General features: G+C 66.0%; 15 protein-coding genes. 6 read left to right on the forward strand and 9 right to left on the reverse strand.

Annotated features, from left to right (window positions below):
- Positions 1–278 precede the first annotated feature (278 nt).
- The 3 genes from GA645_RS11715 to GA645_RS11725 form a co-directional block, all read right to left on the reverse strand.
- Positions 279–1,061, reverse strand: coding sequence for an SDR family oxidoreductase (locus GA645_RS11715; protein ID WP_152228049.1), 783 nt, complete (start codon positions 1,059–1,061; stop codon positions 279–281).
- Between the two features lie 110 nt (positions 1,062–1,171).
- A complete protein-coding gene (locus tag GA645_RS11720; RefSeq protein WP_152222889.1) occupies positions 1,172–2,179 on the reverse strand; it encodes a zinc-binding dehydrogenase in 1,008 nt (335 codons plus the stop codon).
- 56 nt (positions 2,180–2,235) lie between these two features.
- A complete protein-coding gene (locus GA645_RS11725; protein ID WP_152222891.1) occupies positions 2,236–3,429 on the reverse strand; it encodes an MFS transporter in 1,194 nt (397 codons plus the stop codon).
- 152 nt (positions 3,430–3,581) lie between these two features.
- Here GA645_RS11725 and GA645_RS11730 point away from each other — a divergent pair, with 152 nt between their 5' ends.
- Positions 3,582–3,950, forward strand: a complete 369-nt coding sequence (locus GA645_RS11730) for a GFA family protein (RefSeq protein ID WP_152222893.1) — start codon at positions 3,582–3,584, stop codon at positions 3,948–3,950.
- Between the two features lie 612 nt (positions 3,951–4,562).
- Here the strand turns inward: GA645_RS11730 and GA645_RS11735 are convergent.
- Both GA645_RS11735 and GA645_RS11740 read right to left on the reverse strand, forming a co-directional pair.
- Positions 4,563–4,895, reverse strand: coding sequence for a DUF1508 domain-containing protein (locus GA645_RS11735; protein WP_178119523.1), 333 nt, complete (start codon positions 4,893–4,895; stop codon positions 4,563–4,565).
- A gap of 269 nt (positions 4,896–5,164) precedes the next feature.
- A complete protein-coding gene (locus GA645_RS11740) occupies positions 5,165–6,622 on the reverse strand; it encodes a sodium:solute symporter family protein (protein WP_152222897.1) in 1,458 nt (485 codons plus the stop codon).
- A 382-nt stretch (positions 6,623–7,004) separates the two neighbouring features.
- On the opposite strand from GA645_RS11740, the gene GA645_RS11745 reads away from it, so the two are divergent.
- From GA645_RS11745 to GA645_RS11755, 3 genes are all read left to right on the forward strand, one after another.
- Positions 7,005–7,589, forward strand: a complete 585-nt coding sequence (locus GA645_RS11745) for a DedA family protein (RefSeq protein ID WP_152222899.1) — start codon at positions 7,005–7,007, stop codon at positions 7,587–7,589.
- Positions 7,590–7,673: 84 nt separating this feature from the next.
- Positions 7,674–8,558 carry a Dyp-type peroxidase gene (locus GA645_RS11750; protein WP_152222900.1) on the forward strand — a complete coding sequence of 295 codons (885 nt, stop codon included), beginning with the start codon at positions 7,674–7,676 and terminating at the stop codon, positions 8,556–8,558.
- A gap of 259 nt (positions 8,559–8,817) precedes the next feature.
- Positions 8,818–9,231: a cupin domain-containing protein gene (locus tag GA645_RS11755; protein WP_152222902.1), complete on the forward strand. Its 414-nt coding sequence runs from the start codon at positions 8,818–8,820 to the stop codon at positions 9,229–9,231.
- 295 nt (positions 9,232–9,526) lie between these two features.
- On the opposite strand, the gene lpdA is transcribed toward GA645_RS11755, so the two are convergent.
- From lpdA to GA645_RS11775, 4 genes are read right to left on the reverse strand one after another with little or no spacing between them, the layout of a single operon-like run.
- The gene (gene lpdA / locus GA645_RS11760; protein WP_152222904.1) at positions 9,527–10,933 is read right to left on the reverse strand and encodes a dihydrolipoyl dehydrogenase; all 1,407 of its coding nucleotides are present in this window, start codon (positions 10,931–10,933) and stop codon (positions 9,527–9,529) included.
- A 14-nt stretch (positions 10,934–10,947) separates the two neighbouring features.
- Positions 10,948–12,231, reverse strand: a complete 1,284-nt coding sequence (locus GA645_RS11765) for a dihydrolipoamide acetyltransferase family protein (RefSeq protein WP_152222905.1) — start codon at positions 12,229–12,231, stop codon at positions 10,948–10,950.
- Complete coding sequence (locus GA645_RS11770; RefSeq protein WP_152222907.1) at positions 12,232–13,284, reverse strand: alpha-ketoacid dehydrogenase subunit beta; 1,053 nt, start codon at positions 13,282–13,284, stop codon at positions 12,232–12,234.
- Complete coding sequence (locus GA645_RS11775; protein WP_152222909.1) at positions 13,281–14,513, reverse strand: 3-methyl-2-oxobutanoate dehydrogenase (2-methylpropanoyl-transferring) subunit alpha; 1,233 nt, start codon at positions 14,511–14,513, stop codon at positions 13,281–13,283. Before GA645_RS11775 ends, GA645_RS11770 begins: the two co-directional genes overlap by 4 nt.
- Positions 14,514–14,786: 273 nt before the next feature.
- Here GA645_RS11775 and GA645_RS11780 point away from each other — a divergent pair, with 273 nt between their 5' ends.
- On the forward strand, positions 14,787–15,248 hold the full coding sequence (locus GA645_RS11780; protein WP_152222911.1) for an Lrp/AsnC family transcriptional regulator: 462 nt from the start codon (positions 14,787–14,789) through the stop codon (positions 15,246–15,248).
- Between the two features lie 49 nt (positions 15,249–15,297).
- The gene (locus tag GA645_RS11785) at positions 15,298–16,170 is read left to right on the forward strand and encodes a MurR/RpiR family transcriptional regulator (protein ID WP_152222913.1); all 873 of its coding nucleotides are present in this window, start codon (positions 15,298–15,300) and stop codon (positions 16,168–16,170) included.
- The last annotated feature ends 123 nt before the right edge of the window (positions 16,171–16,293 follow it).

Consider the following 16,293-nt stretch of genomic DNA (forward strand, 5'->3'; position numbering starts at 1 on the left):
CCTTCGGGCCGCACTGAAGTGCGTTCAGCGCAAGCGCTGTCCCGCGTTCGCGGGAGTGACGGTGTCATGCATCGCCCTCTGCACACGTCATCCCCGCGAACGCGGGACGCGGCTTCATCGCGAACAGCGCTTGCGCTGGCCCGAAGGGGAATCACCCAGAAAACGATGTAGGAGCGGACTCTGTCCGCGATCGGCTAAAACACAGCTCCGGTCTTCCGGAAGGTGCCACGCCCACCCATCGCGGCCGGAGTCCGCTCCTACGGCGGGGTCAGCAAGGGTCAGAACGTCCCCGGATACGCCCCGCCATCCAGCAGCAAGTTCTGCCCGGTCAGGTAGCCCGCCTGCGCGCTGCACAGGAAGGCGCAGAAGGCGCCGAACTCCTCGGCGGTGCCGAAGCGACCGGCTGGGATTTCCTGGCGGCTCGCGTCGACCACATCGCTTTCGTTGCGTCCGCTGAGTTCGGCCGCCCGATGGAAGCCGCTGCGCAGGCGATCCGTGTCGAAGGAGCCGGGCAGCAGACCGTTGATGGTCACGTTGCTGGCGGCTACCCGTGGCTGGCGGGCGAGGCCGGCGACGAAGCCGGTCAGGCCGCTGCGTGCGCCGTTGGACAGGCCGAGGGTATCGATGGGGGCCTTCACCGCGCCGGAGGTGATGTTGACGATGCGCCCGAAGCCGCGCTCGGCCATGCCGTCGATGGTGGCCTTGATCAGCTCGATGGGGGTGAGCATGTTCAGGTCCAGGGCGCGCAGCCAGTCCTCGCGTTCCCAGTTGCGGAAGTCGCCGGGCGGCGGGCCGCCGGCGTTGTTGACCAGGATGTCCACCTGCGGACAGGCGGCCAGCAGCGCGGCGCGGACCTCCGGCTGGCTGATGTCGCCGGCCACTTCGCGGACTTCCACACCCAGTTGGCGCAACTGCGCGGCGGTGGCGGCGAGCGTGTCGACGTCACGGGCGTTGATCGCCAGGTTCACGCCTTCGCGGGCCAGCGCCAGTGCGCAGCCCTTGCCGAGCCCCTTGCTGGCGGCACAGACCACGGCCCAGCGGCCCTTGATACCCAGATCCATGATGTTCTCCTGTTCGGTGAGATGGGTCGTTGTCCTGTAGGAGCGCCCCATGGGCGCGATCGCGGGCATGGCCCGCTCCTACACCGAGGGTCGCTCCTGCGAAAGATGTCTCAGGCGTTGATCGCCGGCGCAGAAAGACGAGTGATCCATTTACCGCTGCCGTGGCCGGACTTCAAGCGCCGCAGCGCTTCAGGCAGCTCGGCGAAGTCGAAGAACTGTATTGCCGGTGCTTGCAGGCGTCCTTCGGCAACGCCGCCCATCAGGCTGGCCGCCGCTTGGCGCAGTTCCTGCCAATCCAGCGCATCGCCGTGGGCGTGGATGCTGTTGAGCGCTACTTCATGTAGCGAGATGGCGGTGCTGAAGGCCGGCAGCGGCGCTGTTTCCTGACGATCCTGGATGCACACCAGATGGCCGTTGTAGCCCAAAAGCGGGGCGAGGCTCGCGGCGTGGCTACCGCTGACAGTGTCGAACACCGCATGCAGGCGGCACGGGCCGAGGGCTTCACGCAAGCGTGCGGACCACTGCGTGTCGCGGTAGTCGAACACGCCAGAAATGCCCAGTTGCAGCAGGTGCTCGCGGTGCTTCCCAGCGGCCGTCACCCACACGCGCAGGCCGCGCTGCACGGCCAGTTGCGCCAGCAGGTAGCCCACCGCACCGCCGGCACCGGTCACCAGCACGTCACGGTTGCTGCAGGCCGGGAGTTTGTCCAACGCCTGCCAGGCGGTCAGGCCGGGGCAAGGCAGGCTGGCGGCGGTGGCGTCGTCCAGGGCGTCCGGCACCGGGTGCACCGCGTGGGCGTCCAGCAGGGTGTATTCGGCGAAGCTGCCGCCACGGGACAGCGCCTGGTGGTAGGCGATACGGGTGCCAACGCGCAGGTTCACTGCGCTGCCGACGGCGACGACCCGGCCGACGCCATCCACCCCGGGCACCTGGCCTTGCCGCCAGTCGTCGCGGCCCCAGTCGATCATCTTCCAGTCCACCGGATTCAGGGCGATGGCGGTGTTGGCGACCAGCACCTCATCCGGGCCGGGCGTGGGCAGTGGCAGGAGGGTGAGATCGAGGCCGTCGAGACCGGCGCCGGGCGTCCAGGTCCAGGCGGCGTAGGAGGTTGCACTCATGAGGACTCCTTGGAAACGGCAAAGCCGCCCACGAAGGGCGGCTGGTCGGATTGGTCTCAGGCCGAGGCCAGGTTTTCCGAGCGGGTGATGTGCTCGTTGCGGTCCAGGCGACCGCTCAGGGCGGTCAGGCCGAAGGCGGCAAGGGTCACCACGGCGGCGATCCAGGGCGTATGGCCCAGGCCCAGGTGGCTCACCACCAGGCCGCCGGCCCAGGAACCGCCGGCCACGCCGAGGTTGAAGGCGGCGATGTTGAAGCCCGAGGCCACGTCCACCGCATCCGGCGCCACGCGCTCGGCCTGTTGCACCACATACACCTGCAGGCCCGGCACGTTGCCGAAGGCCACGGCGCCCCACGCCAGCACGGTCAGTACTACCAGCCACGGGTTGCCGGCGGTGAAGGTCAGCACCAGCAGCACCGCCGCCAGCAGGCCGAAGATGATTTTCAGCGCTGTCACCGGGCCGCGCTTGTCGGCCAGGCGACCACCCCAGATGTTGCCGATGGCGACCGAGACACCGTAGGCCAGGAGTACCACGCCGACCATGTTCGGGCTGAAACCGGCCAGGTCCTGGAGGATGGGCGCTAGGAAGGTGAAGGCGATCAACGAGCCGCCGTAGCCAACAGCCGTCATCGCGTAGACCAGCAGCAGGCGCGGCTGCATCAGCACGCGGGCCTGGCGCAGCAGCGGCGCTGGCGGGGTGTGCTGGATGTTCTTCGGCACGAACAGCAGGCTGCCGAGCAGGGCGACAACGCCGAAGGCGGCGACCACCAGGAAGGTCACGCGCCAGCCCAGGTGCTGGCCGATGAAGGTGCCCAGCGGGATGCCGGTGACGAAGGCCACGGTCATGCCACTGAACATGGTGGCGATCGCACTGGCGGCCTTGTCCTTGCTCACCAGGTTGGTGGCGATGATCGAGCCGACCGAGAAGAACACGCCGTGGGCGAGGCCGGTGAGGATGCGCGCGATGATCAACGATTCATAGCTGGGCGCCTGCCAGGCCACCAGGTTGCCGACAGTGAACAGCGCCATCAGGCCGACCAGCAGCGCCTTGCGCGGGATGCGGCCGGTGAGGGCGGTGAGCAGCGGCGCGCCGATGGCCACGCTCAGGGCGTAGAGGCTGACCAGCAGGCCGGCGGAGGGCAGGGTTACGCCGAGGTCGCCGGCGATGGTGGGGATCAGGCCGACGATGACGAACTCCGTCGTGCCGATGGCGAAGGCGCTGAGTGTCAGCGCCAGGAGTGCGAGGGGCATGAGGTGGGGCTCCGGGTAATGGAATGCGATGGACGGCATTCTCCCGACTCGGGCCCTTGAGAAAAACGCGTTGAACGACAAAGGATACTTGATATGGACTCACGAATTGCTTGCCGGTCTAAGCTGGGGCGATTCATCACGAGGACTCAACCATGCATTACACCGGCACTTGCCATTGCGGCGCGGTGGCTTTCGCCTTCGAGGCGGAACTGAACGAACTGGTGCGCTGCGATTGCTCGCTGTGCGCGAAACGCAATGCGTTGATGGCGACTGTGCCGAAGGACCGGTTCCGCATCGCCCGTGGCGAGCAGGCGTTGCGCCTGTATCGCTGGAACAGCGGGGTGGCGCTGCATTACTTCTGTGGGACCTGCGGCATCTATGTCTGTCACCAGCGGCGTAGTAATCCGGCGTTGCTCAGTGTGAATGCCTGCTGCATCGGCGGGCTCGATGCGGAGTCGTTGCCGGTGCGGCGGGTGGATGGCAGGAGCATGAGCACCGTTGCGGGGCAGACGAAATTGTAGGAGCGGGCTATGCCCGCGATCGCGGACGAAGTCCGCTCCTACGCGGGGCGCCTGGCAACGGTCACTCCCGGTGGCCTCGAATTCCTCCGCTGTGGATTTCGCGGACAAGGTCCTACGGAAGAGCGCAGCGTCCGCTCTTGCTCTTGAAGATTTCCAGAGAAATATCCGCACGCACCGGAGCGCCCCTTCAGGAGGCCGAGTGGAATCGGAGTTTCAGGGGTTGAGCGGCATGGATGCCGCGAGAGCGTCGTTGGGCCATGGATGGCCCGTCGACGCGTGCCCCTGAAACTTCGATGGAGCGGGGGAAACGGAGCGAAGCGAAGTAACAGCCGAAGGCTGGCCCGAAGGGTGAGCGCAGCGAATCACCCCGGCGAAGCCGGGGCCGGATGATGGGGCAAGACCTTTTGGTTCCTTTTGTGAGGGCGGCTATCCGACGTTTGACAAAAGGGACTCGCCCGAGGGGGCGAAACAAAATCTCTCAGCACACGCCAACGTGGCGCAGAAACACCCAAGCTCAATGCATCGCGGGCAAAGTCCGCTTCTGTCCCGGCGAAAACCAACCGGTCACAAAAAAGCCCCGCATTGCGCGGGGCTCCTTCATTCACTCGTCACTCAAGCATGCGGACGCAGCTCGGTGCTCAGGCCGGCCTGGGCGATCGTTGCGATCGCCTGGTCACGCGTGGCCTCGGAGTCGTACAGCTTGCTCTTCAGCAGTTCTGCACCGGTGTTATCGCGGATCACGAAGAAGTTCTTGCCGCCCGGAGACATCTGGCGCTTGTAGCGCTCGACGGCGGCACAGGAGCTGCGGAGGCTGTTGATGGCCTGCTCGGCTGCCTCCTGTGTCGGGTAGGCGTGACTTTCCAGCAGGGTACCGTGGGCGGTGTTCTTGAGAAGAAAACGGCGGTTGCCGCTGCTGAGTTCCTTGATTTCATACCAACCGGGCATGTGTAGCTCCATATAACCGGTGTCAACGACCTGCAGGTGTTCCCGCAGGGTGACAGGCCAGTTTAAGAGTACGTGCGCCCTGTTTGCATAGGGAAAATCCTATGAGTCATGGGGTTACTGTATCAATTTGTCTCAGGATCGCTTCCGCCGGCCCGTCGCGTACCCGGGGTGCCGTGCCGGTATGGGAAGTGATTGCGTCTCGCGCCCAGGAAATCGCGGGCAAGAAAAAGCCCCGCACTGGGCGGGGCTTCTTCTTATCTACCGGGCTGTCAGTTGGCAGCGGCAGCGGCGGCGGTCATCTCCGACACGCTCTCGCCACGGTGCTGGCTGAACTGCGGGGCCAGGGAGCCGACGAGCATGCCGATGGCGCTGCAGATCAGGCCGACCAGCTGCGGCGGCCAGAAGTCGCCTTCGTGGTGACCCAGTTCCAGCGACACCCAGCCGATCAGGCCGCAGGCGATGGCGGTCAGGGCGCCCTGGGTGGTTGCGCGCTTCCAGAACAGGCCGAAGAACAGCGGCACCACGGCGGCAACCAGGGTCACCTTGTAGGCGTTGCCGACCATCTCGTAGATGCTGGCGTTGGAGAACAGCGCGAACACGCAGGTGGCGACGGTCATCGCCAGTACGCTGCAACGCATGGCCAGCAGGGCCTGGCGGTCAGTCATGTCCGGCAGGAAGTGCTTGACGATGTTCTCGGTCAGGGTCACCGACGGGGCCAGCAGGGCGCCCGAAGCGGAGGACATGATGGCCGAGAGCAGGGCGCCGAAGAACATGATCTGGGCGAACAGCGGGGTACGCTCCATGATCAGGTGCGGCAGGATCTGCTGGGAGTCTTCGGCCAGCCAGCGCTGGACCATCGCCGGATCGATCATCTGCGCGGCATAGATCAGGAAGATCGGCAGCATGCAGAAGACCAGGTAGCAGCTGGCGCCGGTCATGGTGGCGCGGGAGGCGATCTTCTCGGTCTTGGCCGACATCACGCGGGCATACACGTCCTGCTGCGGGATCGAGCCGAACATCATGGTCACCGCGGCGCCCAGGAAGGCGACGATGTCCTTGGCCGAGGTGCCGTGCAGGAAGGTGAACTTGCCTTCGCTGGCGGCGTGGCTGATCACGTTGACCGGGCCGCCGGCCATGCCGCCGATCAGCCAGACCAGGTAGAACAGGCCGGCGACGATGATGATCATCTGCAGGAAGTCGGTCAGTGCAACGGACCACATACCGCCGAACAGGGTGTGCAGCAGCACGATCACGGTGCCGATCAGCATGCCTTGCATGGGGGTCAGGGCGCCGTCGGAGAGCACGCTGAAGACCACGCCCAGCGCGGTGATCTGCGCGGCGACCCAGCCCATGTAGGAAATGATGATCACAAGGCTCGTGAAGATTTCCACGTGCTGGCCGAAGCGCTTGCGGAAGAAGTCACCGATGGTCAGCAGGTTCAGGCGATAGAGCGGGCGGGCGAAGACCATGCCCACCAGCATCAGGCAGCCGAACGAACCGAACGGGTCTTCGATGATCCCGGCGAAGCCTTCCTGGAGGAAGGTCGCAGGAATGCCCAGGACGGCTTCGGAGCCGAACCAGGTGGCGAAGACCATGGTGACGACGAGAGGGAAGGACATGCTTCGGCCGGCCGCCGCGTAGTCCGAGGAATTGTGTACGCGGGTGGTTGCGTAGAAACCGACAGCTACGGTGATCAGCAGATACACCGCTACAAACCAGATCAGCATTTGTGCGTTCCGTTGGCTCGCCGCGAACCGGGCCGCCGGGGATAATCCCGGGCAGAGGTGCCGCGACTGACAAGTTGTTTTTGTTGTGTTGCGCGGCAGTGGTTATCCGGTGCGCCAGGCAGGGGGTGCCGGAGAAACGTAACCAGTTGCGACAACGGGCCGCAGTCTGCCAAATCCGTCAAATATGTCAAACACTTGAATCGCTCATGAGTAAAAAAAATTACATCTCCAGACGGATGGCTCTCTTAAAGGATTGATTTGATTGGATGCTAACGATTCTGAATGGCCTGATAGTCGTTTATTTTTTACGACCCCTGTTTGATAAGCAGAACATCTTCCAAGGCGCTAGGCTCTTGGCTCAGGGAGCTTTCGAAGGACGCCCATGCTCGAACACCTCGACCTCGCGCAACTGCTTTCCAGCTACGGCTATCTGGCCCTGTTCATTGGCTGCCTGCTGGAGGGCGAGACCATGCTCCTGCTGGCCGGTCTCGCGGCGCACCAGGGGCTGATGGGGTTCGTGCCCGTGGTGTTCTGGGCCTGCGTAGGGGGCACCTGTGGTGACCAACTGCTCTACTGGGCCGGCCGGCGCGCCGGAGTGCGGGCGTTGCCCTGGCTGCAGCGGCGCGGCCTGGCAGTGGAACGGGTCACCGGGCTGATCGAGCGCCATCCGCTGGTGGCGATCTTCTCCGTGCGCTTCCTCTACGGCATGCGCCTGGCCGGGCCGTTGCTGATCGGCGCCAGCCGGGTAGGGCCGCTTCGCTTCCTCTTGATCAACCTGATCGGCGCGTTCTGCTGGGCCCTGCTGTTCGCCAGCGGCGGCTACTGGGCCGGGCAGGTGCTGGAGAGCTGGCTCGGCAACCTGAAACCCTACCGGCTGCCGATCCTGCTCGGGGTCGTGTTGCTGGGCGGCGGTTTCGAGTTCTGGCGCCGCCGCCGTAGCCATCGTGCGCGCCCGTCCAGGCAGTGAAACGCGCCATGCCGTGACGCAGAGCGGTTTGGATTCGCGCCCGTGGCGATTAGAATTGCCGCTCTTTCGTTCAAGGATGCAGTCATGAGCCTCTACCAGCCCGGCATTCTCGCCACCCCGGTTCCCGCCCACGCCCGCCACCTGTTCTTCGACCTGACATCGTTGCAGGCACTGCCGGCCGCCCTGGATCGCCTGGTGCAGTTCGCCGACGGCGAGGCCGCTGTCATCGGTTTCGGCGAGTCGCTGGTGCGCGCGCTGGCCCGTGGCATCGACGGACTGCGCGAGTTCCCGGCAATCGCCGGCGTGGGCGTGGACAACCCGTCCACCCCGCATGCGCTGTGGGTCTGGCTGCGCGGTGAGGAGCGCGGCGAGCTGCTGCTGCGCACCCAGCAATTGCAGGCGCTGCTGGCGCCGGCGCTGGAGCTGGCCTCGCTGACCGAAGCTTTCCGCCACGGCAATGGCCATGACCTGACCGGCTACGAGGACGGCACCGAGAACCCGCAGGACGACGACGCCATCGCCGCCGCCATCGTCGACAACGGCGTGGAAGGCCTGGCCGGCGGCAGCTTCGCCGCCATCCAGCAGTGGCGCCACCAGCTGCAGGATTTCGCCGCGCTGCCCCAGGCCGAGCGCGACGACATCATGGGCCGTCGCCTGAGCGACAACGAGGAGCTGGACGACGCGCCGGAGTCCGCCCACGTCAAGCGCACTGCCCAGGAGAGCTTCGACCCCGAGGCCTTCATCGTGCGCCGTTCCATGCCCTGGACCCACGATCAGGACGCCGGCCTGATGTTCCTCGCCTTCGGTTGCAGCCTCGACGCCTTCGAGGTGCAACTGCGCCGCATGAGCGGCCTGGAAGACGGCATCACCGACGCCCTGTACCGCTTCAGCCGCCCGCTGACCGGTGGCTACTACTGGTGCCCGCCGCGCAAGGATGGGGTAGTGGACCTGCGTGCGTTGATCGGCTGATCCGCGGTCCTGCCGAAAAGCCCCGCCTTCGTGCGGGGCTTTTTTGTGGGCGCTGCGCGCCCATTTCGCGGGCATGGCCCGCTCCTACGGGTGAGCAGGGCGCGCTATGCGGAGAAGCAGGCCATGCTCGCGAATCGGCGGTGGCACTGGCTAATCGGCTGGCGCCAATGGCATCCCGATCTTCCACCGAATTGGCTGTTGGCCCGTACCATCTCCGGGCGTAGCGTGGACCCATCCCCCACTGCCCGAGGAATGCGCCATGCCCGCAGCCACTTCCCTGAAATTCCTGTTCACCGGCCTCGCCCTGGCCCTGAGCCTGCCGGTCTTCGCCCAAGGCACCGGCGCCGAGACGGTCACCGTCCAGCAGGAACACAAGATGCCCGACGCGGCGGGCAAGAAGGGCCTGATGATCACCGTCTCCTACGCGCCGGGGCAGGCATCCGGCGCCCACGTGCACAGCGGCTCGGTGTTCGCCTATGTGCTCGAAGGCGCGGTGATCTCCCAGCTGGAGGGGCATAAGCCGGTGACCTACCAGGCCGGCCAGTCCTGGTACGAGGCGCCGAACACGCCGCACCTGGTCTCGCGCAACGCCAGCAACCAGAAGCCGGCCAAGCTGCTGGTGTGGATGCTGCTCGACGAGCAGGCACCGGTGTTGACGCCGCTGAAGCAGTGAGCCTGCAGAGACATACCCGTCAGGTGCCGGTGTACCCGTAGGGCGTACAACCGTTCGCGGTTGTACGCCGATTCGCCATCGCCATCTTCCGCGCCGCGGTTGAACTGGGCCAATGTTCTTCAGGGGCGCCGAGCGGGGCGCGACCGAGGTCAATCGGTGAATGACGCGGAGCCGGTATACGCCCTACGCTCGTGCGGCTTTTGTAGGAGCGGGCCATGCCCGCGATCCGCCCCACGCAAAACCACCCGGCAAAAAAAGACCCGCCAATCGGCGGGTCAACGAGGGGGAAGTCTGATCAGATGTGCAGCGCGTGCCCCAGCGCGCGCAGCGCCGCTTCCTGCACCGCCTCGCCCAGGGTCGGGTGGGCGTGGATGGTGCCGGCGATGTCTTCCAGGCAGGCATTCATTTCCAGCGACTGCACGAAGGCCGTGGACAGCTCGGAAACCGCCTTGCCCACGGCTTGCCAGCCGAGGATCAGGTGGTTGTCCTTGCGGGCCACCACGCGGACGAAGCCATCGTTGGATTCCAGGGTCATGGCGCGGCCGTTGGCGGCGAACGGGAAGCTCGCCGTCAGCACCTCATGGCCTGCGGCTTTCGCCTGCTCCGGCGACAGGCCGACCACCACCACTTCCGGATCGGTGAAGCACACCGCCGGGATCGCCGTGGGGGTGAAGGCGCGGCGCTTGCCGGCGATGATCTCGGCGACCATCTCGCCCTGGGCCATGGCGCGGTGGGCCAGCATGGGTTCGCCGGCGATGTCGCCGATGGCCCAGACATTGCGCATGGACGTCTTGCATTGCTCGTCGATCTTCACGGCGCGGCCGTTCATGTCCAGGCTCAGGCTTTCCAGGTTCCAGCCTGTGGTATTGGGGTGGCGGCCGACGGCGACCAGTACCTGGTCGGTCTCGATTACCCGCTGGGAACCTGCGCCATCCTGCACGCGCAGACCATTGCCATCGGGCTCCAGGCCCATGACGCTGTGGCCCAGGTACAGCTCGATGCCCAGCTTGCGCAGCGCATTGGCCACCGGTTTGGTCAGCTCCTCGTCATAGGTCGGCAGGATGCGCGCTTGCGCTTCCACTACAGTCACCTCGACACCCAGCTTGCGGTAGGCGATGCCCAGTTCCAGGCCGATATAGCCGCCGCCAACCACCGCCAGGCGCTTGGGCAGCGCCTTGGGCGCCAGGGCCTCGGTGGAGGAAATCACATTGCCGCCAACCGGCAGGAACGGCAGCTCCACGGACTTCGAGCCGGCCGCCAGCAGCATGTGTTCGGTGTGGATGTGCTGGCTGCCGCCCTCGGCGAGGTCGACTTCCACGGTCTTGCCGTCGACGACTTTTGCCCAGCCGTGCACCACGGTGACGCCGTGCTTCTTCAGCAGCGCGGCGACGCCGGTGGTCAGGCGGTCGACGATGCCGTCCTTCCATTCCACGGTGCGCTGGATGTCGATGCTCGGCGCCTGCACGCTGATGCCCAGCGGCGACTTGCCGGCGAACTCGCGGGCCTTGAGGTATTCCTCGGCGGCGTGGATCAGCGCCTTGGAGGGGATGCAGCCGATGTTCAGACAGGTGCCGCCGAGGGAGGCGCCTTCCACCAGCACGGTGCGGATGCCCAGTTGGCCGGCGCGAATCGCCGCGACGTAGCCGCCGGGGCCGCCGCCGATCACCAGCAGGGTGGTTTCGAGAGTCTGGTTCTGTTTCACGGTTGGGCTCTCCGTCAATCGATGAACAGGGTGGCGGGATGTTCGAGCAGGGCGCGTACGGCCTGGATGAAGGCCGCCGCGTCCATGCCGTCGACCACCCGGTGATCGAAGGACGAGGACAGGTTCATCATCTTGCGCACGACGATCTGCCCGTTGACCACCATGGGCCGCTCGACCATGCGGTTGACGCCGACGATGGCTACTTCCGGCAGGTTGATCACCGGCGTGCTGACGATGCCGCCCAGGGCGCCGAGGCTGCTCAGGGTGATGGTCGAGCCGGAGAGTTCCTCGCGGCTGGCCTTGCCATGGCGCGCGGCATCGGCGAGGCGCGCCACTTCCGCGGCGTTGCCCCACAGGTCGCGGGATTCGGCATTGCGCAGCACCGGCACCATCAGGCCGTTGTCGCTCTGGGTGGCGACGCCCAGGTGCACCGCGCCGAAGCGGGTGATCACGTCGGCCTCGTCGTCATAGCGCGCGTTGAGCTGCGGGAAGTCACGCAGGGCGACGACCAGGGCGCGGGCAATGAACGGCAGCAGGGTGAGCTTGCCGCGTGCCGTGGCGTGCTTGGCATTGAGGTGGATGCGCAGGGCTTCCAGGTCAGTGACGTCGATTTCCTCGACGTAGCTGAAGTGCGGGATGCGCCGCTTGGCCTCGGCCATCTTCTGCGCGATCTTGCGGCGCAGGCCGATCACCGGGATCTGGTGCTCGTCGTGGCGCGCGGCATAGCCGGAGGCGATGGTGGCGCCGCCGTGCTCCAGGAAGTGCTCCAGGTCCTCATGCGAAATGCGCCCGGCCGGGCCGCTGCCCTGCACGAACTGCAACTCCACACCCAGGTCGCGGGCGCGCTGGCGCACTGCCGGCGAGGCCAGCGGCTTCTCGCCCGGTGCGCGGCGCGGGGCCGGCGTCGGGGCGGGGCGGGTGGCAGGGGCCACCGGCTTGCTCTCGGCGCGGGGCGCGGGCTTGGGCGCTTCGGCTACCGGGGCGGGCTTGGCGGCCGGCTGGGCTGGTGCCTCTTCGTGAGCCTTGGGATGCGCGGCTTCCTTGAGGTTGCCGTGGCCTTCCACTTCCAGGCGGATCAGCTCGCCGCCGACGGCCATCACCTGGCCTGGCACGCCGCCCAGGGCGAGGATCTTCCCGGCCACGGGGGAGGGGATCTCCACCGTCGCCTTGTCAGTCATGACTTCCGCCAGCAGCTGGTCCTCGTGGACCTCATCGCCTACCTGTACGTGCCACTCCACCAGCTCGACTTCGGCGATACCTTCGCCGATGTCCGGCATCTTGATGATGTGAGTGCCCATTCAGACCTCCATGGCGCGTTTGAAGGCCGCGCCGACGCGCGCCGGCCCGGGGAAGTAGTCCCATTCCTGGGCGTGCGGGTAGGGGGTGTCCCAGCCGGTCACGCGTGCGATGGGGGCTTCGAGGTGGTGGAAGCAGTGCTCCTGGACCAGCGACATCAGTTCGGCGCCGTAGCCGCAGGTGCGGGTGGCCTCGTGGACGATGACGCAGCGGCCGGTCTTCTTCACCGACTCGACGATGGTGTCCAGGTCCAGCGGCCAGAGGCTGCGCAGGTCGATGATCTCGGCATCGATGCCGGTTTCCTCGGCGGCGGTCTGGGCCACGTAGACGGTGGTGCCGTAGGTCAGCACGGTCAGTTCGTTACCCGGACGGGCGATGGCCGCCTTGTCCAGCGGCACGCTGTAGTAACCCTCCGGCACCTGGCTGGCCGGGTGCTTGGACCACGGGGTCACCGGGCGGTCGTGGTGGCCGTCGAACGGGCCGTTATACAGGCGCTTGGGTTCGAGGAAGATCACCGGGTCGTCGTTCTCGATGCAGGCGATCAGCAGGCCCTTGGCGTCGTACGGGTTGGACGGCATGACGGTACGCAGGCCGCAGACCTGGGTGAACATCGCCTCCGGGCTCTGGCTGTGGGTCTGCCCGCCGTAGATGCCACCGCCGCAGGGCATGCGCACCACCATCGGCACGGTGAAGTCGTTCACCGAGCGGTAGCGGATGCGCGCCGCCTCGGAGACCAGTTGGTCGGTGGCCGGGTAGACGTAGTCGGCGAACTGGATTTCCACCACCGGGCGCAAGCCGTAGGCGCCCATGCCGACGGCGGCGCCGATGATGCCGCTCTCGGAGATCGGCGCGTCGAACACCCGCGAGGTGCCGTATTTCTTCTGCAGGCCTTCGGTGCAGCGGAACACACCGCCGAAGTAGCCCACGTCCTGGCCGAACACCACGACGTTGTCGTCGCGTTCGAGCATCACGTCCATGGCCGAGCGCAGCGCCTGGATCATGGTCATGCTGGTGACCGCCTGGGCGTTCTCGTGTTGCTGGTTCACGGCATTCATACCCCGAGCTCCTGGCGCTGCCGGCGCAGGTGTTCCGGCAGGTCCTTGTAGACGTCGTCGAACAGGTTGGCGGCGCTGAAGACGTGGCCGTCCACCAGCGAGCCGTGGCGTTCGGCCTGTTTCTGCGCGGCGATCACTTCGGCTTCCAGCTCCTTCTGCAGCGCTTCCTGCTGCTCGTCGGACCAGATGCCGAGGCCGATCAGGTGCTGCTTCAGGCGGGCGATCGGGTCGCCCAGGGGGAAGTTGGTCCAGTCGTCCGCCGGGCGGTACTTGGACGGATCGTCCGAGGTCGAGTGCGGGCCCGCGCGATAGGTGACCCACTCGATCAGGCTCGGGCCGTGACCACGACGGGCGCGCTCGGCGGCCCATTGCGAGGCGGCGTAGACGGCCAGGAAGTCGTTGCCGTCGACCCGCAGCGAGGCGATGCCGCAACCCACGCCACGGTTGGCGAAGGTGGTGCCTTCACCGCCGGCGATGGCCTGGAAGGTGGAGATCGCCCACTGGTTGTTGACCACGTTGAGGATCACCGGCGCGCGATACACGTGGGCGAAGGTGAGGGCGGTGTGGAAGTCGGATTCGGCGGTGGCACCGTCGCCGATCCAGGCGGACGAGATCTTGGTGTCGCCCTTGATCGCCGAGGCCATGCCCCAGCCGACGGCCTGGATGAACTGGGTGGCGAGGTTGCCGGAAATCGAGAAGAAACCCTTCTCGCGGCTGGAGTACATGATCGGCAGCTGGCGACCCTTGAGCGGGTCCTGCTCGTTGGAGAGCAGCTGGCAGATCATGTCTTTCAGCGGGTAGTCGCGGGTGATCAGGATGCCTTGCTGACGGTAGGTCGGGAAGGTCATGTCGCCGTCGCGCAGGGCCATGGTGTGGGCGGTGGCGATGGCCTCTTCACCCAGGCACTGCATGTAGAAGGACATCTTCTTCTGGCGCTGGGCGGTGAGCATGCGCGCGTCGAAGATGCGCGTCTTGAGCATCAGGCGCATGCCGCGCAGCAGCTGCTCGTGGCTCAGTTCCGGGGCCCAGGGGCCGACGGCGTTGCCCTGGTCGTCGAGCACGCGTACCAGGCTGAAGGCCAGGTCGGTGGTCTGTGCGGGTTCAACGTCAATGGCGGGCTTGCGCACCTCGCCGGCGGGCGAGAGGTGCAGGTAGGAGAAGTCGGTCTTGCAGCCCGGGCGTCCGGTGGGTTCGGGAACGTGCAGGCGGAGCGGAGCGTAATCGGTCATGGCGGGTCTCCAGTTGTGATCGTTGGGTGTGGATCAGCGAACGGAAGAGGCCATGCCTGGCGGGCGCACCCGGCCGGGTCGGGCTACGGTGCGGGTGCCGCGCGGGGTCGCGTGGCGGGTGGCGACATCACTCATGGTGAGGTCCTCGGTTGTTGTAGTTGTGGATTCAGTATAGGTGTGACCGCTTGGTTTTTTGCTCCAAATTGACTAGTTCCAAGCTTACGGATTAGTGTGTTTGAACCATAAAAACAACCACTTGTAGTACTGCTCAAAATGGCTGATCTAGACCGCACCGACCTGAAAATCCTCCGCGCCCTGGCTGACGATGGCCGCCTGTCCTGGCGCGACCTCGCGCAGAAGATCGGCCTGTCGCTGACCCCGACCCTGCGCCGGGTGCGCCGCCTGGAGGAAGAGCACTACATCCAGGGCTATTTCGCCCGCCTCGATGAAGAGCGCCTGTCCGGCGGCATGAGCGTGTTCGTCTCGGTGTCCCTGGAAAAGCAGACCGGCGACTACCTCGCGCGGTTCGAGGAACGCATCGTCCAGGCGCCCCAGGTGATGAGCTGCTTCCAGATGACCGGGGATGCGGACTACGTGCTGCGGGTGGTGGTGAAGGACCTGTCGGCCTACCAGCTGTTCCTGACCAATACGCTGACGCAGATTCCGGGGGTGGCGGGGATCAAGTCGGCCTTTGCGTTGAAGTCGGTGATGTTGCGCTCGGCGCCGCCGATTTGAGGCGGAGCGCGTGATAAAATCGCGCACTCGCGAACGTACGGAAGGTTCGATGGACAAGACACAGATCGACAAGCATATCGAGAGCAGCTTCCAGAGCCTTTCTCCGACCCTGCAGCGCGCAGCGCGCTTCGCCCTCGATCACCCCAATGAAATCGCCCTCGAATCCATGCGCACCGTGGCCGCCAAGGCCAAGTTGCAGCCTGCGTCGATGCTGCGCCTGGCCCGGCAGCTGGGCTTCGACAGCTATGAGGACTTCCGCCAGATATACCGGGGGTGGCTGACCGAGCGCGACTCGCCGTTCTCCCGTCGCGCCGATGCCTTGCGCAAGCGCTCTCACGATGACCAGAACACCGGGCTGATCGCCGAGATGCTGCATACCGAGCTGGGCAACCTGGAGGAAACCTTCAGCGCCGAGCGTCACGCGCAGATACTTGCGGCCCATGCGCTGCTCACCAACGCCAAGCACATCTACGTGGTGGGCCTGCGGAGCCTGTTCCCGGCGGCGTACTACTTCAGTTACGTGTGCGGGATGTTCCTCAATAACACCACGCTGCTGAGCGGTATCGGCGGTTCCTTTGCCGATGAGTTGCGCCGGATCGGTCCGGACGACGCACTGGTCGCTTTCAGCTACCACCCCTATGCACAGGATGCCCAGCGCGCGGTGCAGTTCTCACGCGAGCGCGGTGCGCAGGTCGTTGCCATCACGGACAGCCCGGTGTCGCCCATCGCGGCGCCGGCCGACGTGCTGGTGGTGGTGCGCAATTCCACGCCCTCGCTGTTCCCGTCGGTCGTGCCGGCGTTGGCGGTCTCGCAGACCCTGGCCGGTCTGCTGGTAGCCAACAGCAACGAAGACAGCCTGCGTGAAATCGCCAATAGCGAAGCGCAACTCAAGAGCTTCCAGGTCTACATCGACAAGGCTTGAGCTGGCGCCCGCTTCACTGGGCGGCGTGGTTGCGTGCGCCGACCAACCGCGCACCGTTGCCACCATTCAGGATGATCTGATCCACTTGCCGGCGATGTCATTGGGCTTTCCGAGCGAGCCTTT

This window comes from Pseudomonas sp. SCB32 (assembly GCF_009189165.1).
GTDB lineage: Bacteria > Pseudomonadota > Gammaproteobacteria > Pseudomonadales > Pseudomonadaceae > Pseudomonas.

Coding starts and splice junctions, on each gene's coding strand:
- GA645_RS11715 (WP_152228049.1), bottom strand. CDS start 1,061: ATGGATCTGGGTATCAAGGGCCGCTGGGCCGTGGTCTGTGCCGCCAGC.
- GA645_RS11765 (WP_152222905.1), bottom strand. CDS start 12,231: ATGGGCACTCACATCATCAAGATGCCGGACATCGGCGAAGGTATCGCC.
- GA645_RS11750 (WP_152222900.1), top strand. CDS start 7,674: ATGAGCCTCTACCAGCCCGGCATTCTCGCCACCCCGGTTCCCGCCCAC.
- GA645_RS11730 (WP_152222893.1), top strand. CDS start 3,582: ATGCATTACACCGGCACTTGCCATTGCGGCGCGGTGGCTTTCGCCTTC.
- GA645_RS11745 (WP_152222899.1), top strand. CDS start 7,005: ATGCTCGAACACCTCGACCTCGCGCAACTGCTTTCCAGCTACGGCTAT.
- GA645_RS11740 (WP_152222897.1), bottom strand. CDS start 6,622: ATGCTGATCTGGTTTGTAGCGGTGTATCTGCTGATCACCGTAGCTGTC.
- GA645_RS11720 (WP_152222889.1), bottom strand. CDS start 2,179: ATGAGTGCAACCTCCTACGCCGCCTGGACCTGGACGCCCGGCGCCGGT.
- GA645_RS11770 (WP_152222907.1), bottom strand. CDS start 13,284: ATGAATGCCGTGAACCAGCAACACGAGAACGCCCAGGCGGTCACCAGC.
- GA645_RS11780 (WP_152222911.1), top strand. CDS start 14,787: ATGGCTGATCTAGACCGCACCGACCTGAAAATCCTCCGCGCCCTGGCT.
- GA645_RS11775 (WP_152222909.1), bottom strand. CDS start 14,513: ATGACCGATTACGCTCCGCTCCGCCTGCACGTTCCCGAACCCACCGGA.
- GA645_RS11785 (WP_152222913.1), top strand. CDS start 15,298: ATGGACAAGACACAGATCGACAAGCATATCGAGAGCAGCTTCCAGAGC.
- GA645_RS11725 (WP_152222891.1), bottom strand. CDS start 3,429: ATGCCCCTCGCACTCCTGGCGCTGACACTCAGCGCCTTCGCCATCGGC.
- GA645_RS11755 (WP_152222902.1), top strand. CDS start 8,818: ATGCCCGCAGCCACTTCCCTGAAATTCCTGTTCACCGGCCTCGCCCTG.
- GA645_RS11735 (WP_178119523.1), bottom strand. CDS start 4,895: ATGCCCGGTTGGTATGAAATCAAGGAACTCAGCAGCGGCAACCGCCGT.